Origin of the sequence: Variovorax sp. PDC80 (genome assembly GCF_900115375.1) — a bacterium.
Classification (GTDB): domain Bacteria; phylum Pseudomonadota; class Gammaproteobacteria; order Burkholderiales; family Burkholderiaceae_C; genus Variovorax.
The window spans coordinates 585,526-608,730 of the sequence record NZ_FOWG01000001.1; the positions used below are offsets into that span (position 1 = coordinate 585,526).

Annotated in this window: 21 protein-coding genes; 12 read left to right on the top strand and 9 right to left on the bottom strand. The window is 71.4% G+C overall.

From position 1 onward, the window contains the following. Positions 1 to 52: 52 nt before the first annotated feature. The 8 genes from BM109_RS02595 to BM109_RS02630 all read left to right on the top strand — a co-directional run bounded on the left by BM109_RS02595 (position 53) and on the right by BM109_RS02630 (position 9,341). Complete coding sequence (locus tag BM109_RS02595; RefSeq protein ID WP_093340294.1) at positions 53 to 874, top strand: IclR family transcriptional regulator; 822 nt, start codon at positions 53 to 55, stop codon at positions 872 to 874. Between the two features lie 22 nt (positions 875 to 896). Then, positions 897 to 1,871 (top strand): AAA family ATPase, encoded by a 975-nt coding sequence (locus BM109_RS02600; protein WP_093340295.1) that lies wholly within the window; start codon positions 897 to 899, stop codon positions 1,869 to 1,871. Positions 1,872 to 1,883: 12 nt separating this feature from the next. After that, a complete protein-coding gene (locus tag BM109_RS02605) occupies positions 1,884 to 3,611 on the top strand; it encodes a cobaltochelatase CobT-related protein (RefSeq protein WP_093340297.1) in 1,728 nt (575 codons plus the stop codon). Between the two features lie 140 nt (positions 3,612 to 3,751). Next, positions 3,752 to 4,543 carry an IclR family transcriptional regulator gene (locus tag BM109_RS02610; protein WP_093340298.1) on the top strand — a complete coding sequence of 264 codons (792 nt, stop codon included), beginning with the start codon at positions 3,752 to 3,754 and terminating at the stop codon, positions 4,541 to 4,543. Further along, positions 4,540 to 5,532 carry a tripartite tricarboxylate transporter substrate binding protein gene (locus BM109_RS02615; RefSeq protein ID WP_093340300.1) on the top strand — a complete coding sequence of 331 codons (993 nt, stop codon included), beginning with the start codon at positions 4,540 to 4,542 and terminating at the stop codon, positions 5,530 to 5,532. Before BM109_RS02610 ends, BM109_RS02615 begins: the two co-directional genes overlap by 4 nt. Before the next feature lie 49 nt (positions 5,533 to 5,581). Next, positions 5,582 to 7,030, top strand: a complete 1,449-nt coding sequence (locus tag BM109_RS02620; protein WP_093340301.1) for an acylating sulfoacetaldehyde dehydrogenase — start codon at positions 5,582 to 5,584, stop codon at positions 7,028 to 7,030. 2 nt (positions 7,031 to 7,032) lie between these two features. Further along, a complete protein-coding gene (locus BM109_RS02625; RefSeq protein ID WP_093340303.1) occupies positions 7,033 to 8,550 on the top strand; it encodes an AMP-binding protein in 1,518 nt (505 codons plus the stop codon). Next, positions 8,547 to 9,341, top strand: coding sequence for a sulfite exporter TauE/SafE family protein (locus BM109_RS02630; RefSeq protein WP_093340304.1), 795 nt, complete (start codon positions 8,547 to 8,549; stop codon positions 9,339 to 9,341). The genes BM109_RS02625 and BM109_RS02630 overlap by 4 nt, the downstream gene beginning before the upstream one ends. Here the strand turns inward: BM109_RS02630 and BM109_RS02635 are convergent. Together BM109_RS02635 and BM109_RS02640 are read right to left on the bottom strand one after the other, a co-directional pair. Beyond that, positions 9,304 to 10,542, bottom strand: coding sequence for a DUF2252 domain-containing protein (locus BM109_RS02635; RefSeq protein WP_093340306.1), 1,239 nt, complete (start codon positions 10,540 to 10,542; stop codon positions 9,304 to 9,306). The genes BM109_RS02630 and BM109_RS02635 overlap by 38 nt on opposite strands. Positions 10,543 to 10,624: 82 nt before the next feature. Further along, the gene (locus BM109_RS02640) at positions 10,625 to 11,872 is read right to left on the bottom strand and encodes an acyl-CoA dehydrogenase family protein (protein WP_093340308.1); all 1,248 of its coding nucleotides are present in this window, start codon (positions 11,870 to 11,872) and stop codon (positions 10,625 to 10,627) included. Between the two features lie 174 nt (positions 11,873 to 12,046). Between BM109_RS02640 and BM109_RS02645 the strand changes: the two genes are divergently transcribed. Continuing rightward, entirely contained in the window at positions 12,047 to 13,048 is a 1,002-nt protein-coding gene (locus BM109_RS02645; protein WP_177239226.1) for an AraC-like ligand-binding domain-containing protein, read from the top strand. Here the strand turns inward: BM109_RS02645 and BM109_RS02650 are convergent. From BM109_RS02650 to BM109_RS02665, 5 genes are all read right to left on the bottom strand, one after another. Then, a complete protein-coding gene (locus tag BM109_RS02650; protein ID WP_093340311.1) occupies positions 13,035 to 13,424 on the bottom strand; it encodes a VOC family protein in 390 nt (129 codons plus the stop codon). The two genes, BM109_RS02645 and BM109_RS02650, sit on opposite strands and share 14 nt — an antisense overlap. Positions 13,425 to 13,445: 21 nt before the next feature. Continuing rightward, positions 13,446 to 14,036 (bottom strand): NADPH-dependent FMN reductase, encoded by a 591-nt coding sequence (locus tag BM109_RS02655; protein WP_093340313.1) that lies wholly within the window; start codon positions 14,034 to 14,036, stop codon positions 13,446 to 13,448. An 84-nt stretch (positions 14,037 to 14,120) separates the two neighbouring features. Next, entirely contained in the window at positions 14,121 to 15,215 is a 1,095-nt protein-coding gene (locus BM109_RS02660; protein ID WP_177239227.1) for a helix-turn-helix transcriptional regulator, read from the bottom strand. A 140-nt stretch (positions 15,216 to 15,355) separates the two neighbouring features. Next, positions 15,356 to 15,751 (bottom strand): hypothetical protein, encoded by a 396-nt coding sequence (locus BM109_RS41140; protein ID WP_177239228.1) that lies wholly within the window; start codon positions 15,749 to 15,751, stop codon positions 15,356 to 15,358. An 11-nt stretch (positions 15,752 to 15,762) separates the two neighbouring features. Then, entirely contained in the window at positions 15,763 to 17,427 is a 1,665-nt protein-coding gene (locus BM109_RS02665) for a hypothetical protein (RefSeq protein ID WP_093340316.1), read from the bottom strand. 226 nt (positions 17,428 to 17,653) lie between these two features. Here BM109_RS02665 and BM109_RS02670 point away from each other — a divergent pair, with 226 nt between their 5' ends. Beyond that, positions 17,654 to 18,622: a DUF2272 domain-containing protein gene (locus BM109_RS02670; protein WP_256222292.1), complete on the top strand. Its 969-nt coding sequence runs from the start codon at positions 17,654 to 17,656 to the stop codon at positions 18,620 to 18,622. A 10-nt stretch (positions 18,623 to 18,632) separates the two neighbouring features. On the opposite strand, the gene BM109_RS02675 is transcribed toward BM109_RS02670, so the two are convergent. Beyond that, complete coding sequence (locus tag BM109_RS02675) at positions 18,633 to 19,121, bottom strand: DUF4124 domain-containing protein (RefSeq protein ID WP_093340319.1); 489 nt, start codon at positions 19,119 to 19,121, stop codon at positions 18,633 to 18,635. A 93-nt stretch (positions 19,122 to 19,214) separates the two neighbouring features. Further along, a complete protein-coding gene (locus BM109_RS02680; protein ID WP_093340321.1) occupies positions 19,215 to 20,027 on the bottom strand; it encodes an IclR family transcriptional regulator in 813 nt (270 codons plus the stop codon). Positions 20,028 to 20,122: 95 nt separating this feature from the next. Between BM109_RS02680 and BM109_RS02685 the strand changes: the two genes are divergently transcribed. Beyond that, a complete protein-coding gene (locus BM109_RS02685; protein ID WP_093340323.1) occupies positions 20,123 to 21,772 on the top strand; it encodes a GMC family oxidoreductase in 1,650 nt (549 codons plus the stop codon). A 76-nt stretch (positions 21,773 to 21,848) separates the two neighbouring features. Beyond that, positions 21,849 to 23,168, top strand: a complete 1,320-nt coding sequence (locus BM109_RS02690; protein WP_093340324.1) for an MFS transporter — start codon at positions 21,849 to 21,851, stop codon at positions 23,166 to 23,168. Positions 23,169 to 23,205 lie beyond the last annotated feature (37 nt).

Here is a 23,205-nt window from a genome sequence, read left to right on the forward strand (position 1 = left end):
AAAAACGGTACGGAATGTTCTATTTTTTGCAAAAGGACTATGATCCGCCGCCATGAAGATCGTCAAGTCGCTCCCGCCTTCCGCCGAGGCCCCGGGCGCCGACACCCCGGCGATGCGGCTGTTCGCGCTGCTCGAGGTGATCGCCGCCAAGGACCAGCGCTACTCGCTGCAGGGCCTGGTGGAGGAGACCGGCCTGCCCAAGCCCACGCTGCACCGCATGCTGCAGCAGATGGAGGGCGCGGGCCTGCTGCAGCGCGAGGGCGACGGGCGCCACTACGGCATGGGCACGCGGCTGCGCCGGCTGGCCGAGAACCTGCTGTTCAACGACAGCCTGCACGGCGCGCGCCACACGGTGCTGCGCCAGCTGGTCGAGGAGATCGGCGAGAGCTGCAACCTCACGGCGCTGTCGGGCAGCGAAGTGGTCTACCTCGACCGCGTGGAGACCGCGGCGCCGCTGCGCTTCTACCTGCACCCGGGCTCGCGCGTGCCGGTGCACTGCTCGGCCAGCGGCAAGATGTTCCTCGCGCAGATGGGCCAGGCGCAGCGCCGCCGGCTGCTGGCGAATGCCTCGCTCGAGGCCTACACGGCGAGCACGCTGACCGATGCCACGGCGCTCGAGGCCGAGATCCAGCGCGTGCGCAAGAACGGCTTCGCGATCGACAACGAGGAGTTCCTGCCCGGCCTGCTGTGCATCGCCGCGCTGGTGCCGGCCACGGGCGACAGCCCGTCGAACCTCTGCATCGCGGTGCAGGCGCCCGTGATGCGGCTCGACATCGCGAAGGCCAAGACGCTGCTGCCCGCGCTGCAGCGCGCGGCGCTCGCGCTGAGCCGCATCGATGCCGATGCGACGCCCGCGCGCCGCGCCCAGGCCTGACACCTCCACACCCAGCCACCCCATGAACGACATCGCCGCCCTCCACCCCACGCGCCTCGTCGGCGTGCGCGAGACCTTCGGCATCGACGCCGACCTGCAGGTGCCGGCCTTCGCCGAGCGCGACGCGCACGTGCCCGAGATCGACGCGGTCTACCGCTTCAACCCCGACGTGACGCTCGCGATCCTCGCGGGCTTCATGCGCGACCGGCGCGTGATGGTGCAGGGGCTGCACGGCACCGGCAAGTCGACCCACATCGAACAGGTGGCGGCGCGGCTGAACTGGCCCTGCGTGCGGCTCAACCTCGACGGCCACATCAGCCGGCTCGACCTGGTCGGCAAGGACGCGGTGGTGCTGCGCGACGGCAAGCAGGTCACCGAGTTCCAGGAAGGCATGGTTCCCTGGGCGCTGCAGCGGCCGGTGGCGCTGATCTTCGACGAGTACGACGCGGGCCGGCCCGACGTGATGTTCGTGATCCAGCGCATCCTCGAGCGCGACGGCCAGTTCACGCTGCTCGACCAGAACAAGGTGCTGCGCCCGCACCCCTTCTTCCGGCTGTTCGCCACCGCCAACACGGTCGGCCTGGGCAACCTCAACGGGCTGTATCACGGCGCGCAGCGGCTCAACCATGCGCAGATCGACCGCTGGAACATCGTCGCCTCGCTCGACTACCTGCCCACGGCCGAGGAGATCGCGATCGTGCAGGCGCGCGTGCCCTCGCTGGCCGACGCGGCGGGCCGCGCCACGGTCGCGGCGATGGTGGCGGTGGCCGACCTCACGCGCAAGGGCTTCGCGGCCGGCGACCTGTCGACGCTGATGTCGCCGCGCACCGTGATCACCTGGGCCGAGAACCTCGAGATCTTCAGGGACGTGGCGCTGGCCTTCCGCCTCTCCTTCGTCAACAAGTGCGACGAGGCCGAACGGCCGCTGGTGGCCGAGTACTTCCAGCGCTGCTTCGACCGCGAGCTCGCGGAATCGCACCGGCTCGCGGACGGCTGAGCGCGGCGCGCCATGACGCAGCAGGACATCCGCAAGGTTCGGCAGGAGGAGCGCGTCGCCGAACTCTGCGCGGGCGTGGTGCGCGCCTTCAGCGGCGAGCGCGACCTGCACTTCCGCGGCCGGCGCCTGCACCGCGGCCGCGTGCCGCTGCCGTGGTTCGCGCCGCACCTGCATCCCTCGCCCGAGACCGACGACTTCGAATCGTTCCGCGGCGTGGCCGATGGCCTCGCGCTGCGCATCGCCGGCTCCGATGCCGCGCTGCACCGCACGCTGCAGCCCGAGGAGCCGGTGGAGCGCATGCTGTTCGAGATGCTCGAGCAGTTCCGCGCCGAGGCGCTGGTGCCCGAGGCCATGGCCGGCATGCGGCGCAACCTGCGCCATCGCCACGCGCAGTGGTCGCTGGCCTTCCACCACTCGGGCCTGACCGAGACCGCGCGCGGCCTGCTGCTGTACGCGGTGGCGCAGATCTGCCGCGCGCGCGTGAGCGGCGAGCAGGTGGTCGAGGAAACCGAGGACATGCTCGAGGCCACGCGCTTCGCGCTGGCGCCGCGCATCGGCCATGCGCTGGGCGGACTGCGGCGCGATCGCTTCGACCAGGCCGCGTATGCCGTGCATGCGCTGGCGATCGCGCGCACGGTCGCCACGATGCTGCACGAGGCCGGCGGCGATGACGAAGCACCCGATGCGCGCCAGAACGACACCGACGACAAGCGCAGCGTGTTCAGCCTGGTCGCCGAGATGGACCGCGAGATCGTCGAGCAGCACGTCAGCGCGCAATCCGGGCGCAGCCGGCTGCTCGAGGAGGCCGGTGCCGCCTACCGCGTGTTCACCACCGAGCACGACCGCGAGCACGAGGCCGCCACGCTGGTGCGCCGCGAGCTGCTGGCCGAATTGCGCGAGCGGCTCGACCGCCGCATCGCGGCGCAGGGCGTGAACCTGGCGCGGCTCGCGCGCGAACTGCGCGCGCTGCTGGCCGTGCCCGAGCGCGACGGCTGGGACGGCGGCCAGGAGGAAGGCCGCATCGACGGCCGCCGGCTCGCCCAGCTCGTAGCCTCGCCGGCCGAACGGCGGCTGTTCCGTATCGAGCGCGAGGAGCCGCTGGCCGATTGCGTGGTCAGCTTCCTCATCGATTGCTCGGGCTCGATGAAGGAGCATGCCGAATCGGTCGCGATGCTGGTCGACGTGCTCGCGCGGGCCCTCGAGCAGGCCGGCGTGGCCAGCGAGGTGCTGGGCTTCACCACCGGCGCCTGGAACGGCGGCCGCGCGCAGCGCGACTGGCTGCGCGCGGGCCGGCCCGCGCACCCGGGCCGGCTCAACGAGCGCTGCCACCTGGTGTTCAAGGCCGCGGGCACGCCCTGGCGCCGCGCGCGCGCGCCGATGGCCGCGCTGCTGCGGCCCGAGCTGTTCCGCGAGGGCATCGACGGCGAAGCCGTGGACTGGGCCTGCACGCGGCTGCGCGCGCGCAGCGAGGAGCGCAAGCTGCTGCTCGTGATCTCCGACGGCTCGCCGATGGACAGCGCGACCCATCTCGCCAACGATCCGCACTACCTCGACCACCACCTGCGCGAGGTGCTGGCGCGCCAGGAGCAGCAGCGCGACATCGCGATCGCCGGCATCGGCGTGGGGCTGGACCTGAGCCCCTACTACAGCCACAGCCACGTGCTGGACCTCGCGACCTCGACGGGCAATGCGATCTTCCGCGAGGTGATCGGGTTGATGGCGGGGCGGCACCGGCACTGAGTTCCGCATGGCCCGCGCGCCATGTCAGCCGAAAGTGTCGCGTTGACAAGCGCCATCGGCGTTTGTACATTGAGTTTCAATTATCCGAACGCTGTTCCAATATTTGGAATTCATCGAAAGCGTCGGGACAACGGAGACGCATGGATTCCACGCTCGCCAAAGGCCTCGCCGTCATGGAATGGATGGCACGCCAGGCACGCGCCTGCCGCGTGACCGACGTCGCCCTTGCCTTCGGCATGGCGCGCAGCAATGCCCATCGCACGCTGCAGACGCTGGTGGAATGCGGCTGGGCGGTGCAGGACGCCGACACCAGCGCCTACCGGCCGAGCCTGCGGCTGTTCGAGCTCGGCGCCATGGTCTCCGAGGCGGCCGACATCGGCGCGCTGCTGCGCCCGCATCTCGCGGCACTGGCGCAGGCCAGCGGTGAGACCATCCATCTCGCGGTGCTCGACGGCGCCGAGATCGTCTACCTCGACAAGTTCGACAGCCCGCTGCCCGTGGCCGCCTATTCGCGCATCGGCGGCCGCGCGCCGGCCTGCTGCGTGGCCTCGGGCAAGGCGATGCTGGCGGCCGCGCGGCTCGACGCCGCCGCGCTGCGGGTGATGTTCGGCACGCTGCAGCCCCACACGCCGCACAGCATCGTCGACTTCGATGCGCTGCAGGCCGAGCTCGAGCGCAGCCGCGCGCGCGGCTATGCCGAGAACCGCGAGGAATGGCGCCTGGGCGTCTGCGGCCTCGGCGTGCCGGTGTTCGATGCGCGCGGCACGGCGGTGGCCGCCGTCGGCATGAGCGTGCCCTCCATCCGCTTCGCGCGCACCCAGGCGCGCGAACTCTCCGATCGCATCATGGCCTGCGCACGCGACGCCAGCGCCACGCTGGGCTACCGCCCCGCCACCGCCCCCGCCACCCCAACGAGAAGGAGACCCGTATGAGACTGTCCTTGTCCGCCCCCTGGTTGCGCGCGGGGCTGCTGGCCGCCGCGACGCTGGCATCGCCGCTGGCCGCCGTCGCGCAGAACGGGAGCGACTACCCCAGCAAGCCGATCAAGCTGATCGTGCCCTACCCGCCCGGCGGCGGCACCGACGTGATCGCGCGCATCGTGCAGGAGCGCTTCCAGACGCTGCTGGGCCAGCCGGTCGTGATCGACAACCGCGGCGGCGCGGCCGGCTCGATCGGCACCGAACTGGTCGCCAAGTCGCCGGCCGACGGCTACACGGTGCTGTTCACGCTGTCCTCGCACACCATCAACCCGGCCATCTACAACAAGCTCTCGTTCGACACCGCGAAGGACTTCGCGCCCGTGGGCCTGGTGGCCTCGCTGCCGCAGATCCTGGTGGCGAACCCGCAGTTCCCGGCCAGCACCGTGGCCGAGCTGGTCGCGATGGCCAAGGCCAAGCCCGACAGCATCTCCTTCGCCTCGGTGGGCAACGGCTCGCCCGGCCACCTCGCGGGCGAGCTGCTGAAGCTGCGCACCGGCACGCAGATGACGCACGTGCCCTACCGCGGCGGCGGCCCGGCGGTCACCGACGTGATGGGCGGCCAGGTGCCGCTCTTGTGGGTGTCGATTCCCGCCGCGGCGCAGTTCGTGAAGGCCGGCAAGCTCAAGGCGCTGGCCGTGTCGACCACCAAGCGCAGCGCCGCCTTCCCCGATGTGCCGACGATGCAGGAGGCCGGCATTCCCGACTTCGACGTCGACTCCTGGTACGCGGTGTTCGTGCCCGCGAAGACGCCGCAACCCGCGATCGACCGGCTCAACCGCGTGATCAACACGGTGGTGAAGGAACCCGACATCCGCGACAAGCTGCTGGCCCAGGGCAGCGAAGGCGTGGGCGGCACGCCCGAGCAGCTCGGCAAGGTGGTGTCGACCGAACTCGTGCGCTGGAGCAAGCTCGCCAAGGAAGCGAACATCCGCGTCGACTAGTTTTTCTTCTCTTCTTGATGAACGGCGCCACGGGCGCCGAGCGATTTCCATGAACACCTCCGTATCCTCCTCAGAAACCTCGGGCCCCATCGTCGAACTGGTGGCACGCGCCCGCGCGGCGCAGCGCATCTACGAGACCTGGTCGCAGGCCCAGGTCGACATGGCGGTCACGGCCGCCGGCTGGGCCATCATCGAACCCGCGCGCAACCGCGAACTGGCCGAGCTGGCGGTGGCCGACACGGGCGTGGGCAACGTCGAGGACAAGGTGCGCAAGAACCACCGCAAGACCTTCGGCCTGCTGCGCGACCTGCAGGGCGCGCGCTCGGTCGGCGTGATCGCCGAGGACCCGGCGCGCGGCATCGTCGAGATCGCGCGGCCGGTCGGCGTGGTGTGCGCGATCACGCCCTCGACCAACCCGGGCGCGACGCCGGCCAACAAGATCATCAACGCGCTCAAGGGCCGCAACGCGGTGATCGTCGCGCCCTCGCCCAAGGGCTGGAGCACCGCGGCGCGGCTGATCGAATTCATCCACCAGCAGTTCGACCGCATCGGCGCGCCGCGCGACCTGGTGCAGCTGCTGCCCGCACCCGTCAACAAGCAGTCGACGGCCGAGCTGATGCGGCTGTGCGACCTGGTGGTGGCGACCGGCTCGCAGGCCAATGTGCGCGCCGCCTATGCGAGCGGCACGCCGGCCTTCGGCGTGGGCGCCGGCAATGTCGCGGGCATCGTCGACGAGACGGCCGACACCGAGGCCGCGGCCGATCGCATCGTGCGCTCGAAGACCTTCGACAACGCGACCAGCTGCTCGTCGGAGAACAGCCTGGTGGTCGTCGACGCGGTGCGCGCGCGCCTGCTCGCGGCCCTCAAGGACCGCGGCGCCGTGATGCTCGGCGAGGCGCAGAAGGCCACGCTGCAGCAGTTGATGTGGCCCGGGGGCAAGCTCTCGCCCGCGGTCATCGGCCAGTCGGCGCGTGCCATCGCCGAGCGCGCCGCCGAGGTCGACGGCGCCAACCGCGCGGCCTGGCAGGCGATCGCCGAGGCCGACCCGCGCATCCTGATGGTGGCCGAGGACGGCGTGGGCCACGACCATCCGTTCTCGGGCGAGAAGCTCAGCCCGGTGCTCGCGGTCTATGCGGCGCGCGACTTCGCGCATGCGGCCTCGATCGTCGAGCGCATCTACGGCTACGAGGGCGCGGGCCATTCGGTGGGCCTGCATTCGGCCGTGCCCGAGCGCGCGCTCGAGCTCGGCCTGTCGCTGCCGGTGTCGCGCGTGATCGTCGACCAGGCGCACTGCATCGCCACCGGCGGCAGCTTCGACAACGGCCTGCCGTTCTCGCTCTCGATGGGCTGCGGCACCTGGGGCCGCAACAACTTCTCCGACAACATGAACTACCGGCACTACCTCAACATCACGCGCGTGTCGCGGCCGATCGCCGAGCAGGTGCCGAGCGAGGAACAGATCTTCGGCGCCTTCTTCGCGCAGCACGGAGCGCACTGAGCATGGCGGCGGGCGACGGCGACACCGTCCATGGCCTGATCGAGCAGGTCGCCGCGCGCCAGCCGGGCGCGGTGTATGCGCTGTCCACCGAGAGCGAGGCGCGCATCGACTGCGCCGCGCTCGCGCTCGGTTGCCGCCGCGTGGCCGGTGCGCTGCAGGCGGCCGGCGCGCGGCCCGGCGACACCGTCTCGGTGGTGATGCCCAACGGCCTGCAGACGCTGCGGCTGCTGCTCGGCGCCATGCATGCGGGGATGGTCGTGAACCCGGTCAACCTGCTGTCGCAGCCCGAGCAGATGCGCTACGTGCTCGCGCACTCCGACTGCCGCGTGGTCTGCGTGGCGCCCGAGTGGGAAGAACGCGTGCGCGCGATGCTCGCGGACATCGGCCGGCCGGTGTCGGTGCTGGTGGCCGATCCCGACGGGCTCGCGCTGCCCGGGGAAGGCGAAGCGACGTCGCTTCCCGTGCCCTCGCCCGACGCGGTCGCGCTGCTGATGTACACCTCGGGCACCACGGGCCAGCCCAAGGGCGTGATGCTCACGCAGCGCAACCTCGCGGCCAATGCGCAGGCGATCAGCGCCGAGCATGAACTGGGAAGCGCCGACCGCGTGCTCGCGGTGCTGCCGCTCTATCACATCAACGCCTTCTGCGTGACCATGCTGGCGCCGCTCGCGCACGGCGGCAGCCTCGCGATGCCGCCGAAGTTCTCGGCCGGCCGCTTCTGGGAGCAGGCGGCGCAGGCCGGCTGCAGCTGGATCAACGTGGTGCCGACCATGATCTCGTACCTGCTCGAGGGCGAGGCACCGGCGCGGGAACGCACGGCCGCCATCCGCTTCTGCCGCTCGGCCTCGGCCGCGCTGCCGCCCGAGCACCACCGCGCCTTCGAGCGCCTGTTCGGCATCGGCATCGTCGAGACCATGGGCCTCACCGAGACCGCCGCGCCCTCGTTCTCGAACCCGCTCGACCCGGCGCGGCGCAAGCTGGGCTCGGTCGGCCGCGCCTCGGGCTGCGAGGCGCGCGTGATCGACGCGGCACTCGCCGAAGTGCCCGACGGCAGCACCGGCGAGCTCGCGATCCGCGGGCCCAACGTGATGCGCGGCTACTACAAGAACGAGGAGGCCACGCGCGCCAGCTTCACGCCCGACGGCTGGCTGCGCACCGGCGACCTCGGCCACCGCGATGCCGACGGCTTCTTCTTCGTCACCGGCCGCATCAAGGAACTGATCATCAAGGGCGGCGAGAACATCGCGCCGCGCGAGATCGACGAGGCCCTGCTGCGGCATCCCGCCGTGCTCGAGGCCGCGGCCGTCGGCGTGCCCGACCGCCACTACGGCCAGGAGGTCGGCGTGTGCATCGTGCTGCGCGAGGGCTGCGCCTGCGGCGAGGACGAGCTGCGCGCCTTCAGCGCCGAGGCGCTCGGGCGCTACAAGGCGCCGGGCCACTACCGCTTCGTGACCGACCTGCCGCGCGGGCCCTCGGGCAAGGTGCAGCGGCTCAAGCTGCTGCCGCTGTTCGCGGCATGAACCCGGCCGACCTGCTGACACCGCCGCTGGCGCCGCTGCTGCTGGCCTACAGCCTGTGCGTGGTGTTCGCGGCCGGCGTGGTGCGCGGCTTCGCGGGCTTCGGCTTCTCGGCCATCACGGTGGCCGGCATGTCGCTTGTGGTCTCGCCCGCGCTGGTGGTGCCCGCGATCTTCATGCTCGAGATCCTCGCGAGCCTGAGCCAGCTGCGCGGCATCGCGCGCGACGTCGACATGCCCTGGCTCGGCTGGCTGATGCTCGGCAACCTGCTGTTCATCCCGCTCGGCGTGGCGTTGCTGGCCTGGCTGCCCGAGACGCCGCTGCGCCTCCTGATCGGCGCGCTGCTGATGGCCGCCGCGCTGCTGCTGCGCAGCGGCGCGCGCGCCACGCTGGTGCCCACGCGCGCGGTGCGCTTCGGCGCCGGCCTGGCCTCGGGCTTCATCAACGGCGTGGCCGCCATCGGCGGCATCGCCATCGCCGTGCTGCTGAGCACCACCGCGATGGCACCGGCCGCGCTGCGCGCCACGCTGATCGCACTGCTGCTGTTCAGCGACGTGGTCTCGCTCGCGAGCGCCGCGCTGATGCCGGCCGCGCATGCCACCGGCCGGCTGCTCGGGCCCGACACCTTCAAGTGGGCGCTGTGGCTCGCGCCCGCGATGCTGGCCGGCATCTGGTGGGGGCAGCGCTCGTTCAAGGGGGTGTCGCCCGAGCAGTTCAGGCGGCATGTGCTGAACCTGCTGATCGCGCTGGCGGCGGTCAGCGTGGTGCGCTCGGTGGTCGGGTTGGTCGGATGACCATCGCGCCCGCGTCGTAGGCCTCGCAGTACAGCGCCCAGTCCTTCGCCACCTGCGCGGCGCATTGCTGCGCGGCGTCGAGCAGGTCCGCGCGCCACGACTTCGCCGAGGCGCCGAAATCGACCAGGGCATCCGCGATGGCCGAGCCCTGCCGGCCCGCGCTGCGCAATTGCGCCCAGGCCATGAGCTGCCCCATGTCGTCGAGCACGGCGCGGATGTCGGCGGGCCGCGTGCGGTGCACGTCGAGGCTCACGCGGTCCTCGCTGGGCTGCAGGCCGCGCAGCACATACGAGCTCTTGCGCGTCACGATCGGATGCAGGAAGGCCATCGACACGGCCTGCATGCGACGCTGCAGCGCGACCACGCGGTGCGCCTCCGATTCCCAGGCGGGCTGCGCCGTCTTCTTCAGGTGCGGCGCGAGCGAGGACGGCAGCGCCTGCTTGAGGTCGAGCAGGTAGTTGGCATCGGGCGAGCCCTTGCCCTCAACCAGCACGATGTAGCGCTCCACGCCCAGGCTGCCGGTGCCGGCGATGCGCCGCGCCACGTCGAGCACCTCGAAGAAGCCCGGGTTGGGCTGCGAGGCCGCGAAGCGATCGACCAGCTTGACGACGCGCTCGCGCTGCGCCTCGGTAACCGGCAGCGCATGCTTGCCGTCGCTGCGGATCAGGCGCCGGCGGCCCTTGCGCTCGGTGCGCCGGTCGAGGAAGGCGGGGCGGGTGCGCGCCTTGAGGGTGTCGAGCAGTTCGCGCACCAGGCCGGTCGCGGTGTCGCGCTCGACCCAGCGGGCCTTGCCGAGCGCGAGCGCGCCCGCGTAGGCATCGAGGAAGACCCTGCACAGCGCGGGGGACTCGGCGGCGCCGCGGCTGCGGCCGTCGCCGGCCACGAGGATGCTCGTGAGGAAGCGCACCAGTTCCCAGGTCACGGGCGCCAGCGCGGCCTCGTCGAAATCGTTGAGGTCGAAATAGACCAGCCGGTTGTCGCCCTTGTAGCTGCCGAAGTTCTCGAGGTGCGCGTCGCCGCACAGCCAGGCCAGCGGCGCCTTGGCGAACAGCGCGCCCGAGGGCAGGCGGTCGTAGAACAGGTGGCAGGTGCCGCGCAGGAAGACGAAGGGGCTCGAGCGCAGGTTGGCGTATTTCATCGCCAGGCGTTCGGGGTCGCGGTCGGCGTTGAAGGCGCGGATGGTTTTGACGGCATTGGGCATGGTGCTTTTGCTTCCCGCTTTCTTGGTGACGGGATTCTGCTGCCCCGTGCCCAGCCGAAGCTGACCGGCGCGTCACACCTTGTCAGGCGATGCCGGCGGCCGTGAGCGGGTCGTAGTCCGCCGCGCGCAGCAGCGCATGCAGTTGCCGCCGGCGCACGCCCATGTTGCCGCCGTCGAACAGCGGGAGCGCGATCGCGTCCTGCAGCAGGCCCGCGAGCGGCAGTTCGTGGTCGTAGCTGTCGATGCCCACCACGCGCATCAGGTCGGTGATGACGCGCACGGCGGCTTCGGAGCCGAAGATCTTCGACTGCAGCGCGAGCTCGAGCGCGCCGGGCAGCTGGCGGTCGATCGCATCGCAGGCCTTCCAGCCCAGGGCGCGCGCGGCCTCGATGGTGGTCTTGGCATCGGCCAGCGCATAGCCCACGGCCTGGTGCTCGACGATGGGCAACGCACCGCCGCGGCATTCGGTCTTCGCGAAGCGCAGCGCCACGTCGAAGGCCGCGCGCATCAGGCCCACGCCCATGATGCCGACCAGCGCCGCGGTGCCCGAGAAGCTGGCCTCGACGATGTCGCGCGCGCCGCCCACCGGGCCCACCACGTCGGCGTCGGGCACGGCCACGCCGTCGAGCCTGAAGCGCGGCACGAGGTGCGCGCGGTGGCCCATGGCATCGATGTCGTGCAGCGGCACCAGGCCCGGCGCGCCGCGCCGCACCACGAGGATCGAGAGCGCGGCCTCGGGCGGCGCCTCGGGGTCGGTGCGGCAGACCACGCTGAGCAGGTCGGCGCCCTCGCCGTCCCAGCCGGTGGCGGCCGACACCCATTGCTTGGTGCCGTGGATGCGCCAGCCGCCTTCGCCTCGCTCGGCCGTGGTGCGCACGCCCTCGCCGGGCCGCGGCGCGGCGAAGTTCGCGCTGCCGCCGGGCTCGCTGTTGGCCAGCGCGGCCAGCGGCGCGCCCTCGCAGGCGAGGAAGGGTGCGAGCAGGCGCCGATGCTGCTCGGGCGTGCCGGCGATGAACAGCGGCGCCAGGCCCAGCAGGTTGGCGAACAGCGTCAGCGAGACATTGCAGTCGACCGCATGGAACTCCTCGGCCACGATCGCGAGGTCGACCATGCCCGTGCCCTCGCCGCCGAAGGGCTGCGGCATGAGCCGGCGCAGGAAGCCGCGGCGGATGATCTCCTCGTACATCGGCCGTGTGGCGCGGAAGCGCTCGCCGGGCGTGTGCAGCGCGCGCGTGGCGGCGCGCACCTGCGAGAGCACCTCGTTGGCGGCACGCCGCGCATCGAGCTGGAGCGCGCGGCGCGCGGGGTCGAGGGTGAAGTCGATGGTCATGGGAAATCCGGTCGAGTGATGGGTGGGTGCGCAGTCTGGCCGCGCCACCCCCAAGCGGCCTTGTCGTTTCGTGCACGGCGCCTTGCCGGAACGCGCAGCACGGGCGCGCGGCTTGCAAGGCCCGCGCGCCGTCGCGATGATGGGTGTCCCAACCTCCCGTCCACAGGTGCGCACATGAAGTCCTGGTCCACCGAAGCCGTCGCCGCGCCCGAGCAGTTCGCCTACTGGCGCGAGGTGGTGTGCGAGGCCTTCGCGGCGCTCGATCCGCGCTCGGCCGAGCGCGGCGCGGGCTTCGCGAGCCGGGTCGACATGGAAGGCATCGGCGCTATCAACGTGGCGCGCATCCGCGCCGAGGCCCACACCGTGGTGCGCGACTTCTCGCAGATCCGGCGCGATCCGCAGGACCGGCTGTTCGTCAACCTGCAGGTCGCGGGCCAGGGCATCGTGCGCCAGGGCCACCGCGAGACGCGCGTGACGCCCGGCGCCTTCAGCATCGTCGACACGGCGCGGCCCTACACGCTGCATTTCGACGCGCGCTTCGAAGTGCTGTCGCTGCGCGTGCCGCGCGAGCTGCTGCTGCCGCGCGTCAGCGAGCCGCGCGCCCTGTTCGCGCGCGCGCTCGGCGGGCCGGCCGGCATCGGGCGCGCGACCTCGGGCTTCATGCAGTCGCTGATGGAGGGCGGCGGGCTGCCCGCGGGGCCCGCGGCCGAGCGGCTGGCGGTGCTGCTGTGCGAGCTGGTGGCCGAGTCGGCGCGCGCGGCGGATGCCGGCGTGGCCGCCGCGCCGCCCATGCGCGATGCGCACCGGCAGCTGCTGGTGCGCCGGGTCAAGGCCCATGTGCTCGAGGCGCTCGATTCACCCGAGCTCGACGTGCCCTCGATCGCGCGGCGCTTCGGCGTCTCGGTGCGCTACCTGCACCTGGCCTTCGCGCACGAGGGCAGCACGCCGGCCGCGTGGATCCGCGCGCAGCGCATGGCACGCTGCGCGCAGGACCTCGCGAACCCCGCGGACCGGCGGCCGGTCTCGGCCATCGCGCTGCGCTGGGGCTTCCAGGACATTCCGCATTTCACACGCACGTTCGGCGCGGCCTTCGGCTGCACGCCCTCGGCCTATCGCCTGCGGCACGGGGGCAGCACCCCCGGCGACGAAAGCAGCGCGCGCCTCAGGGCAGGTTGAGCTGCCACGAGACGCCGAAGCGGTCCTGCACCCAGCCGTAGAGCCGGCTGAACGGATAGGCATCGACCGGCATCAGCACCTGGCCGCCGTCGGCCAGCCCGTCGAACAGCCGGCGCAGCTGCGCCTCGTCGTCGCAGTCGATGAACAGCGAGATCGAGGGCGTGAAGCCGAAGGCATGCACGGGCGGGCTGTCGATGCACAGCAGGCTGTGGCCGCCGAGCTCGAAGCGCGCCTTGAGCACCGTGCCCTCGGCGCCCGGGCCCGCGGGGCCGTAGCGCTCGATCTCGGTGATGCGCGCCTCGGGAAACAGCGAGAGGTAGAAGTCCATCGCGGCCTGGGCCTGGCCGGTGAACATCAGGAAGGGCGTGAGCCGCATGGCCGATCTCCTCGAAGAAGGTCAATAGGGCGGCGCCTTGCGCGCGCGCTGTTCGCGCGCCGCTTCGGTCCACCACGCGAGGTCGTCGGCGAAGCGGCCGAAGGCCCGGTCGAGCGAGGCGCCGGGCGCGCCGGTGGGCTGGCCCTGCGCGTCGAGCGTCTGCGAGATCGGACCGACCGACAGCGTGCTCGACACCACGATCATGCCCATCTCGGAAAGGATCGAATGCCACACCGTGCCCGAGCGCACGCCCGAGAAGCGGCCGGCCGAGTAGCTCGCGATCGCCGCGGGCCGCCAGAACCACTCCTCGAGGAAGTGGTCGGTGAGGTTCTTGAGGCCGGGCTGCGGGCCCCAGTTGTATTCGCCGGTCACGAAGACGAAGGCATCGGCCGCGCGGATCTTGCGCGCCAGCGTCTCCATCGCCTCGGGCGCCGTGCCCGCCGGGTACTCCTTGTACATGCGGTCGAGCATCGGCAGGTCGACGGCCTTGGCATCGATCAGCTCCACCTCGGCGCCGCGCGCGGCCAGCCGCTCGACCAGATAGTCCGCGAGCCGCACGCCCATGCGGTCGGCACGGTAGGAACCGTAGAACACCAGGATCTTGTCTGCCATCGTCGCTCCGTTTCGCAGGGCCGCCGGGTGCGGCCCTTGCGCGAAGGGTAACGCTTCAAGGTGGCATTGGCGAAACGGCTCGGCTCACACGCGGGTCCAGGCCTTGCCGATCAGGTCGGTCTGGCGGGTGCACTCCATCTTCTCCATCAGCGAGGCGATCTGCGCGCGCACGGTGTGGTACGACACGGCGTTGTCGATGGCGTACTGCTTCGGCGCCGCGCCGCGCATCAAGGCCTCGAGAACGCGGGCCTCCGAGGGCGTGATACCGAAGGCGATCTCGAGTGCCTCCGCGTTCAGGGCGGCTTCGCGGCGGTCGCGGCAGACACGCACCACGACCAGGATCTCGCCGCTGATGCTGAGCTGGAGATCGGCGCGCGCCAGGTCGAGCCGGTGCGTGCGCCCGAGCGGCCCCGCCAGCACCAGGCGCCGCGCGGGCCCGCCGCCGGCCGCCTCGCGCAGCCTGCGAACCAGCAGGCCCTGCGATCTCTGGTCGGCATGCCACAGCCGGCCTTGGCGGAGCTGCAGCGCGCCCCGCTCGCCGAGCCACGCCCTCGCCAGTTCGGACACGTGCAGCACGGCGCCGGCCGGCGTGACCAGGAAGACGGCTTCGTTGAATGTCTTGAAGGTGGCGTCGACGAACGAGAGCGACAGCGCCGCATCGCGCTGGCGCTGCTGCATGGCGTTCTGCAAGGCGGTGGTGAAGGTGCGCATCGGTTCCGAATCGACGCGCCGGCCAATGTCGTCGGACGGATGGTTGCGCTGCACCGAGAGGCCGGCGCGTCGGCTCGAGGTTTCGACCGCCATGAAGGTCACGATCTGCCGCATGCGATGCACGCACATGAAATCGGCATAGAAGGCCTGCCGGTCGAGTTCGGTCTGGGTGAAGCGTTGCGCGGTGTCGAGCCAGGTGCCCGCGGGCAGGCCATGTCCAAGCGGCGCCACGATGTCCGAGGCATGGAAATGCTCGACGTACTCGCGCTCGGCGCGGGCATCCACGCACTGCTGCTCGAAGCGCAGCAGGCCGCCGCTGCCGTCGAACATGATGAAGGTCGCGGTATCGCCGCCCACCAGCTGGCGCGCCCCCTCCAGCACATCGAGCCAGGGCTGCGACTGCGGTTCGTCGAGGTGATGGATGGCATCCAGCGCGCGGCGCAGCGGAATCTTCTCGCGCATCTGCATGAGCGTCTTCTCCTGGTGGCCTGGAGGCGCGGGGCAGACCGGCGCGTGCCGCGGGCCTGCGCTCCTCCTGCACCAGTGTGGCGATAGCGAGCGCTCCGCGTCAAGGGGCCGCGGCGGCAGGCCCCCTCGCCCTGGGCGCCCTAGCGTCGTGTCAGCGTGGTGTCGAACCCGTTGCGCGAGCGCCCCTGGTAGGTCCTGGCATCGACCGGCTTGAAGCTGATCGTGCTGTCGCCGCAACCGACCAGCGCCTGGGAGGGATGCAGGCTCAGCTCGAAGCCCTGGCCCTCGGCCGGTGTCCAGCGCGCGGGGGTCGGCAGGCCGACGCAGGGATCGGCGGTGCTGCGGATCGCGAGCTGCCAGATGCCGGCGCCACGCTCCAGGTTCAGGTCGGCGCGGTATTCGCGGCCGTTCGGTGCCTTGAGCAGTGCGTTCCAGGCACCGTCGATGGCGGGTGCCGCCGGGTCGGTGACCTGCGCGCTGGCGGCCAGCGGGGCGAGCGCCAGGATGGCGCCGGCCATGCATCGGGTGATCGACATGGTGCGGCTCCTCACAGTCCGATCTGCCGCTTCAGCGCCTGCCAGGCCGGGCCGTTCAGGCGCTGCAAGGTGCGGGCGTTGTACTGGAGCTGCGGCTTGACCTGGCGCACCATGTACACCGCCCCGCCGTATTCACCGAAGCTGCGCCGGTTGTCGACGTAGGTCGACGGATAGCTGGCGGCATCCAGCTCGATCAGCCGCGCGCCGTTGACCGTGGCGATGCGAAAACCGCCCGTGCCGCCCGCGATGCAGTTGCTCATGGTCGAGCTGGCCTGGGCCCAGTCGCAGATGTAGTAGCGCACGGTGCTCGCATCGACGAAGGCCACGCGCAGGATGTGGCGATCGTCCTGCGCCAGGCCGAGGCTCGCGGTGCCGCCGCCGTTGGCGAGGTTGACGCCGCCGACCGGACGGCCCGCGATCAGCGCTTCGAGCGTGGCGAAGCCCACCGCGTCCGTCGTGACGTCGTTGATCAGAGGGAACTGCTTCACGTCGATGCCGAAGCGGGTGCGGATCAACGAACCGGCGGGAAAGGTGGCACCGGGATCGGCGAGCCCGACGGACGGGTCGAGGCCGACGATGGTGTTGCTGCCGTCGGTGGCGGCCTGCATCTGCGCCACGACCTCCGACATCTTGCGGCCCGCGATGTCCTGCGACAGCGTGTAGGCCAGGCTCGGAACGCTGCCCCCGCAGAACTCGGTACGGTTCGGCAGGCCCTGCGTGTTGAAGAAGTCGGTGGTCTCGTCGCAGCGCAGCCAACCGGTCGGGCTCAGGCGGACCTGGCGATAGAGCTGGCCATGCGCGATGGCGACGCCGGCCGTCTTGCCCTCGCGCCGGTCGACGACCTGCGTGCGTCCCTGGCCGCTCACGACGCCATCGGTCGAATAGGTCTGCAGGTAGTAGGTGCTCGGGTTCGTGAACTCGAGCCGCGCCAGGGTTTCGCCGGGCGCGGGAGCCGTCGCGACCGCCGGATCGACCACGGCGAGCGTGGCACCGGCATGGAGTGCGAGGTTGGTCAGGCCGGCTGCGGTCCGGGCATCGTCTGCGAAGCCTTCGCCCACCGCCAGGCCCTGGTAGTCGGCGATGTCGGCGGCCGGGATTCCGAGCTGTGCCGCCACCAGCGCCCGCGCGCGATCGGCCGCGATGCCGGCGGCGATGGCGGCCTGCACGAGGGTGGTGAGCGGATTGATCTGCGCACGCAAACTGGCCGGCGCGCCGAGATGGTAGGCGCGCATGCCCAGCGGCACGGGCGTGCCGCTGCCATCGCTTTCGTAGGAGCCGCCCGCGGCCACCGCGCCCGGCACGATCTTCGCCAGCAGTGGCGCGGCCGCCAGCTTCGCCGCGTCGGCGGCATCGATGGGCGTGTAGCTGAAGCGGTACTGCCCGTCGGCCGCGGTCTTGCCCGATGCGGGCTCGCCGGCATCGCAGGCGCCGTTCGCATTGCGGTCCACGCACACCACGGCGTTGCCGATGGGGCCGAGCACGACCACCTTACCGTTCACGCTGACCGGCCCTGGTGGTGCGGGCGGCGGCGGCGCGGCGGGGGGCGGTGGTGGTGGCAGCAGCCCAAGCGGCAGGCCTCCACCGCCGCCGCCTCCTCCGCCGCAGGCGCTCAGCGCGAGCAGGGCCAGGCAGGCCCAATACGTTGCCGTGCGCGAAGACCGGATCTTGGGTGTCATCGAATGCTCCTTCGTTCGTGATGAAACGAAGCGTCCCTCCTGGATGCCTCTGCGAAGAAGTGTTGACGGTGGGGATCGACCGGGCATCGCGCAATTGAACGATGCCTGGAGCGCTTCGATCGGGCAGCCGATGGGTTTGCACCGCAGGGTCCGCCGCTGGCTATGCTCGCCTCACATGCTCTTTTCTTCCCTGCCCCCTTGCGCTTGGCTGCGACGGGCGACGCCCGTGGCGCTGCTGCTCGTATTGGCCAGCGCCTGCGCGGCCTCCGCGTGCCTCGATACCGCCGCGACCACGCCACCGCCACCACGCGCCCTCGCGATGGCCGCCGCCGCGCAACGCGAGCACGAGGCCTTCGGCGCGCAGACCCTCGATGCCGAAGGCCGCATGGTCGACGCGGGCAGTTCCGAGGCCGAGGACGGACGCGTCTCGCGCTTCGCGCCCGCGCCGTGGCAGCGCGTGCTCGGCTACTGGGACGCGGTGGACCAGCCGCGCGTGAAGCTACCCTCGCTGGTGCGCTTCGGTGCCTTGCGGCCGGCCGATCGCACGCTGCTGCTGGAGGCGCTGAACCAGGCCAGTGCTTCGCGCCTGATGGGGCTGGGCGTCGGGCCCGACCAGGGCCTCGACGCGGCCGAGCTGCATGCGATGGCGACGGCCGTGAACCGGGTCGCGGTGATCGACACGCCGTGGTCGGCCGCCTTCATCAGCTGGCTCGCGCGGCAGGCGGGACTGGGCGCGGACGAGTTCGTGTTCTCCGAGGCGCACGTGGACTACGCGGGCGCGGCCTGGAAGGCCGGCGCCGACGAAGCGGCGGGCCGCCCCACGCGCTTCGCGCTGCGGGCCTGCGATCTCGCACGCACGCCGCCGCGCGTGGGCGACCTGGTGTGCCAGACGCGCGGCGCGCGTTCGACGCTCGACAGCTTCGCGAAGATCGGCACGGTGCTCGCGACGCGGCCCACGGGCGGCGCGGCGCTGCCGATGCATTGCGACGTGGTGACGGCCGCCGACGCACGCGGCTTCGACGCGGTCGGCGGCAACGTGCTGCAGTCGGTCACCTTGCGCCGGCTGGACTTCGCGCCGGGCATGCGGACGCTCGATCCGAGTTACCTGCCCGAAGGCTGCGCGGCGGACGCGGCGGGATGCATCGATCGGCACATGAGCCGGCAGCCCTGGTCGCTGCTGCTGCAGTGGCGCTGAAGCGGGCGCCTCAGCAGTTGTTGCGGCGCAGCCCCGCCATGTGCGCGCAGGGCCGGCGACCCGGACCGGGGTCGTGCACATGCGGCGGCGGAGGCTGCACGCGACGCCGCGGCGGCGGGTAGGGATAGGGATCGGCGCCCCAGAGATAGACCGGCTCGGGATCGGCCTGCGCCGCGCGCCCTTCGTCGGGATAGCGCGGAATGATCGACAGCCCCGGGTTCGAGGGCGGTGCCGGCGCGGCGGCGCTCGGCGGCGGCGTGTAATCGGGCGCACGCGCGGGCGGTGCCGGCTGCAGAGCCGAAGGGGGCGGCGGCTCGGCGATCTGCACGGGCCGCGACGAACGCGTGCCGCTCGGGCAGGCTCCGTCGGTGTAGACGGTGGCGCCGTTGGCATCGAGGCAGCGCACCACCTCGGCCGAGCTCGCCGATGCGCCCAGCACGAAGACCGCCGAGACGATCAGCGTGCGCAACGAGGTGGCGACGAGCAGAGGGGTTCGCATGAAGATGAGAAGAGGGCCGTGCCGGAACGACGCACGGGCAGGTTCATTCTGTGCGCTTTGTCGCGGCCCGCCAAGCGCCGCAGGCCCCGTCGCTCACAGCAAGCCGCCCATGCGCAGCGCCGCGGCCTTCAGCGCATCGATGCGGCGCTCGGCATCGGCCATCGACATGCGCGCGGTCGGCGCATGCACCGCGAGCGCGGCACGCACCTCGCCGGCCGCGTCGCGCACCGGCACGGCCACGGCCACCAGGCCGGCCATGAACTCCTCGCGGTCGCGCGAGAAGCCGTCCTGCGCGATCGCGTCGCACTCGGCGCGCAATGCGGCGGGGTCGGTGAGGGTGCTGGCCGTCATGCGCGGCAGCGGCAGGCCGTCGATCATCGCGTCGCGCGCCTTCTTCGGCATCTGCGCGAGAAAGAGCTTGCCGCTCGCGGTGCAGTGCAGCGGCACGTGCGAGCCCACGTCGAGCGTGAGCCGCAACGGCCACTGGGCCTCGACGCGGTCGAGGTAGAGCACGCGCGCGCCGTCGAGCGTCGTGAGGTTGCAGGTCTCGCCGACCTCCTGCACCAGCGCGGCCAGCACCTCGTGGCGCAGGCCGCGCACGCTGCCGTGGTTCAGCGTGTCGAAGGCCAGCTGCCGCAGCGCGGGGCCGACGACGAAGGAGCGCTCGTCGAGGTCGCGCGCGAGAAAACCGGTGGCCAGCAGCTGGGTGCAGATGCGATGCGCGGTGCCCTTGGGCAGGCCCAGCTGCGCCGCGAGATCGGCCAACGACAGCGCGCGGCCCTCGTGGGCCAGCAGCGCGAGCAGGCGCAGGCTGCGCTCGGCCGAGGAACCGGAAACGGGCTCCTCGACGGGGGCAACCACGGGCGCGGCAACAGGGGCGGCAGCGGAACGCGCGGGACGGGGCATGCGGGTAAACCTCTAAAGTGGAACATTGCGTTCCGAAAATCAATAACCTAGGATGCAGCGGATCGAGGCCATTGTTCCATCGCCGGACCGCACGCATGCCTGACTCTCGCAGTGAAGAAGCCTTCGACTACATCGTGGTGGGCGCCGGCTCGGCCGGCTGCGTGCTGGCGGCGCGCCTGAGCGAGGACCCGGCCACGCGCGTGCTGCTGCTCGAGGCCGGGCCGCGCGACAGCTCGCCGTGGATCCACCTGCCGATCGGCTACGGCAAGACCATGTGGAGCCCGGTCTACAACTGGCGCTTCGAGACCGATCCCGATCCCAACATGAACGGCCGCCGCATCTACTGGCCGCGCGGCAAGACGCTGGGCGGCTCGAGCTCGATCAACGGCCTGATCTACATCCGCGGCCAGCGCGAGGACTACGACCACTGGGCCGCGCTCGGCAACCCGGGCTGGGGCTACGACGAGGTGCTGCCCTACTTCGTGCGCTCCGAAGGCAACCAGCGCGGCGCCAGCGAATTCCACGGCGGCGACGGGCCGCTCAAGGTGTCGGACATCGGCGCGCGGCACGAGCTGATCGAGGCCTTCATCGAAGGCGCCCGGCAGACCGGCGTGCCGCGCACCGAGGACTTCAATGGCGCCGCGCAGGAAGGCGCGGGCTACTACCAGCTCACCACGCACCGCGGCCTGCGCTGCAGCACCGCCAAGGCCTACCTCGCACCGGCGCGCCACCGCCCCAACCTGCGCATCGAGACCGAGGCGCTGGCCACCGGCCTCGTGTTCGAGGGCCGGCGCGCGACCGGCGTACGCTATCGGCAGGGCGGCGTGGAGAAGACAGCGCGCTGCCGCGCCGAAGTGCTGCTCTGCGCGGGTTCCATCCAGTCGCCACAGTTGCTGCAGCTCTCGGGCGTGGGCCCGCGTGCGCTGCTCGATCGCTTCGGCATCGCGCCGGTGCACGAACTGCCGGGCGTGGGCGAGAACCTGCAGGACCACCTGCAGATCCGCCTCGGCTACGAGTGCACGAAACCGATCACCACCAACGACCAGCTCAACTCCTGGGCCGGCCAGCTCGGCCTGGGCCTCGAATGGCTGCTGCACCGCAGCGGCGCGCTCGCGATCGGCATCAACCAGGGCGGCTGCTTCATGCGCGCGCTCAAGGACGAAGCGGGCCGCCCGGTGGCAGCCACCCCCGACATCCAGTTCCACGTGGCCACGCTGTCGGCCGACATGGCCGGCGGCAAGGTGCATCCCTACTCGGGCTTCACCTTCTCGGTGTGCCAGCTGCGGCCCGAGTCGCGCGGCCACATCCGCATCCGCTCGACCGACGCGGCCGAGCCGCCCGAGATGCAGCCCAACTACCTGTCGACCGAACTCGACCGCGCCACCGCGGTGGCCGGCGTGAAGGCCGCGCGCGCCATCGCCGAGGCGCCCGCGATGCGGCCCTACGTCAAGCGCGAGGTGAAGCCCGGCGCGCAGGCCGCGAGCGATGCCGAGCTGCTCGAGTTCTGCCGCAACAACGGCGCCACCATCTTCCATCCCACCGGCACCTGCCGCATGGGGCACGACCCGCTCGCGGTGGTCGATGCGCGGCTGCGCGTGCACGGCATCGGCGGCCTGCGCGTGGTCGACTGCTCGGCCATGCCCACGCTGGTGTCGGGCAACACCAACGCCCCCGCGGTGATGATGGCCGAGAAGGCCGTCGACATGATCAGAGAGGACCACAGGGCGGCTTCGGCCGCGCACTAGCAGCAACGCATCCCGCACGGCCCGCCGAGAGCGAAGACCAAGAGGCCGCCACGACAACACTCATCGGAGACAACACATGAGCAGTGCACGCGACGACGAGAAAACGATTCGCAGGGTGGTGATTTCGGCGCTGGTGGGCGCCACCATCGAGTGGTACGACTTCTTCCTCTACGGGGTGGTGGCCGGCATCGTGTTCAACAAGCTCTACTTCCCGGGCAGCGACCCGGTGGTGGCGACCTTGCTGGCCTACACCACCTTCGCCGTGGGCTTCGTCACGCGGCCCCTGGGCGGCGTGATCTTCGGCCACTTCGGCGACAAGATCGGCCGCAAGAGCATGCTGATCATCACGCTGATGATCATGGGCGTGGCCACCTTCCTGATCGGCCTGGTGCCGACCTACGCGCAGATCGGCATCGCGGCGCCATTGCTGCTGCTGGTGCTGCGCGTGGCGCAGGGCATCGGCCTGGGCGGCGAATGGGGCGGCGCGGTGCTCATGGCCTACGAGTACGCGCCCAAGGAAAAGCGCGGCTTCTATGCCTCGCTGCCGCAGATCGGGCTGGCGATCGGCCTGTGCCTGGCCTCGGGCGTGGTCGCGCTGCTGTCGTGGCTGTTGACCGACGAGCAGTTCATGGCCTGGGGCTGGCGCATCGCCTTCCTGATCTCGGGGCTGATGGTCGGGGTGGGCATGTACATCCGGCTGCACGTGAAGGAGACGCCCGAGTTCGCCGCGGTGAAGGCGCGCAACGCCGAGCTGCGCATCCCGTTCATGGACATGCTGCGCCGCTACCCGGGCAATGTGCTCAAGGGCATGGGCGCGCGCTACATCGACGGCGTGTTCTTCAACATCTTCGGCGTGTTCTCGATTGCCTACCTCACGGGCACGCTCAAGCTCAGCCGCACCGATGCGCTGCTGGGCGTGATGGCCGCGGCCATCGTGATGTGCTTCGCCATCCCCTTCTTCGGCCGGCTGTCGGACCGGCTCGGCCGGCCCCGGGTCTACATGTGGGGATCGCTGATCACCGCGGTGTCGGCCTTCCCGGGCTTCTGGCTGATGACGCACAGCGGCGGCAACGTGCTGCTGGTGTGGCTGTCGATCGTGATCCCGTTCGGCATCCTCTATGCCTCGGTCTACGGCCCCGAGGCCGCGCTGTTCTGCGACCTGTTCGACGCCAAGGTGCGCTACACCGGCATCTCCTTCGTCTACCAGTTCTCGGGCATCTTCGCCTCGGGCATCACGCCGATCATCGCCACCGCGCTGCTCAAGTCGGGCGGCGGCGAGCCGTGGCAGATCTGCCTGTACGTGCTGTTCGCGGGCGTGGTGTCGGCGTTGTGTGCCTGGCTGATCGGGCGCAGTCCCTCGCCGGCCGACGCGCCGGTGGTGGCACCCGCGCGCTGACGCGCTCGGGCAAGTCGCCGTGCACGGTGGATCAGAC

Excerpts from the sequence above, each read along its gene's own strand:
- BM109_RS02605 (WP_093340297.1), top strand. The coding sequence starts at position 1,884 with ATGACGCAGCAGGACATCCGCAAGGTTCGGCAGGAGGAGCGCGTCGCC.
- BM109_RS02665 (WP_093340316.1), bottom strand. The coding sequence starts at position 17,427 with ATGACACCCAAGATCCGGTCTTCGCGCACGGCAACGTATTGGGCCTGC.
- BM109_RS02675 (WP_093340319.1), bottom strand. The coding sequence starts at position 19,121 with ATGCGAACCCCTCTGCTCGTCGCCACCTCGTTGCGCACGCTGATCGTC.
- BM109_RS02595 (WP_093340294.1), top strand. The coding sequence starts at position 53 with ATGAAGATCGTCAAGTCGCTCCCGCCTTCCGCCGAGGCCCCGGGCGCC.
- BM109_RS02685 (WP_093340323.1), top strand. The coding sequence starts at position 20,123 with ATGCCTGACTCTCGCAGTGAAGAAGCCTTCGACTACATCGTGGTGGGC.
- BM109_RS02635 (WP_093340306.1), bottom strand. The coding sequence starts at position 10,542 with ATGCCCAATGCCGTCAAAACCATCCGCGCCTTCAACGCCGACCGCGAC.
- BM109_RS02600 (WP_093340295.1), top strand. The coding sequence starts at position 897 with ATGAACGACATCGCCGCCCTCCACCCCACGCGCCTCGTCGGCGTGCGC.
- BM109_RS02655 (WP_093340313.1), bottom strand. The coding sequence starts at position 14,036 with ATGGCAGACAAGATCCTGGTGTTCTACGGTTCCTACCGTGCCGACCGC.
- BM109_RS02610 (WP_093340298.1), top strand. The coding sequence starts at position 3,752 with ATGGATTCCACGCTCGCCAAAGGCCTCGCCGTCATGGAATGGATGGCA.
- BM109_RS02650 (WP_093340311.1), bottom strand. The coding sequence starts at position 13,424 with ATGCGGCTCACGCCCTTCCTGATGTTCACCGGCCAGGCCCAGGCCGCG.
- BM109_RS02620 (WP_093340301.1), top strand. The coding sequence starts at position 5,582 with ATGAACACCTCCGTATCCTCCTCAGAAACCTCGGGCCCCATCGTCGAA.
- BM109_RS41140 (WP_177239228.1), bottom strand. The coding sequence starts at position 15,751 with ATGTCGATCACCCGATGCATGGCCGGCGCCATCCTGGCGCTCGCCCCG.
- BM109_RS02640 (WP_093340308.1), bottom strand. The coding sequence starts at position 11,872 with ATGACCATCGACTTCACCCTCGACCCCGCGCGCCGCGCGCTCCAGCTC.
- BM109_RS02690 (WP_093340324.1), top strand. The coding sequence starts at position 21,849 with ATGAGCAGTGCACGCGACGACGAGAAAACGATTCGCAGGGTGGTGATT.
- BM109_RS02630 (WP_093340304.1), top strand. The coding sequence starts at position 8,547 with ATGAACCCGGCCGACCTGCTGACACCGCCGCTGGCGCCGCTGCTGCTG.
- BM109_RS02625 (WP_093340303.1), top strand. The coding sequence starts at position 7,033 with ATGGCGGCGGGCGACGGCGACACCGTCCATGGCCTGATCGAGCAGGTC.
- BM109_RS02660 (WP_177239227.1), bottom strand. The coding sequence starts at position 15,215 with ATGCAGATGCGCGAGAAGATTCCGCTGCGCCGCGCGCTGGATGCCATC.
- BM109_RS02615 (WP_093340300.1), top strand. The coding sequence starts at position 4,540 with ATGAGACTGTCCTTGTCCGCCCCCTGGTTGCGCGCGGGGCTGCTGGCC.
- BM109_RS02680 (WP_093340321.1), bottom strand. The coding sequence starts at position 20,027 with ATGCCCCGTCCCGCGCGTTCCGCTGCCGCCCCTGTTGCCGCGCCCGTG.
- BM109_RS02645 (WP_177239226.1), top strand. The coding sequence starts at position 12,047 with ATGAAGTCCTGGTCCACCGAAGCCGTCGCCGCGCCCGAGCAGTTCGCC.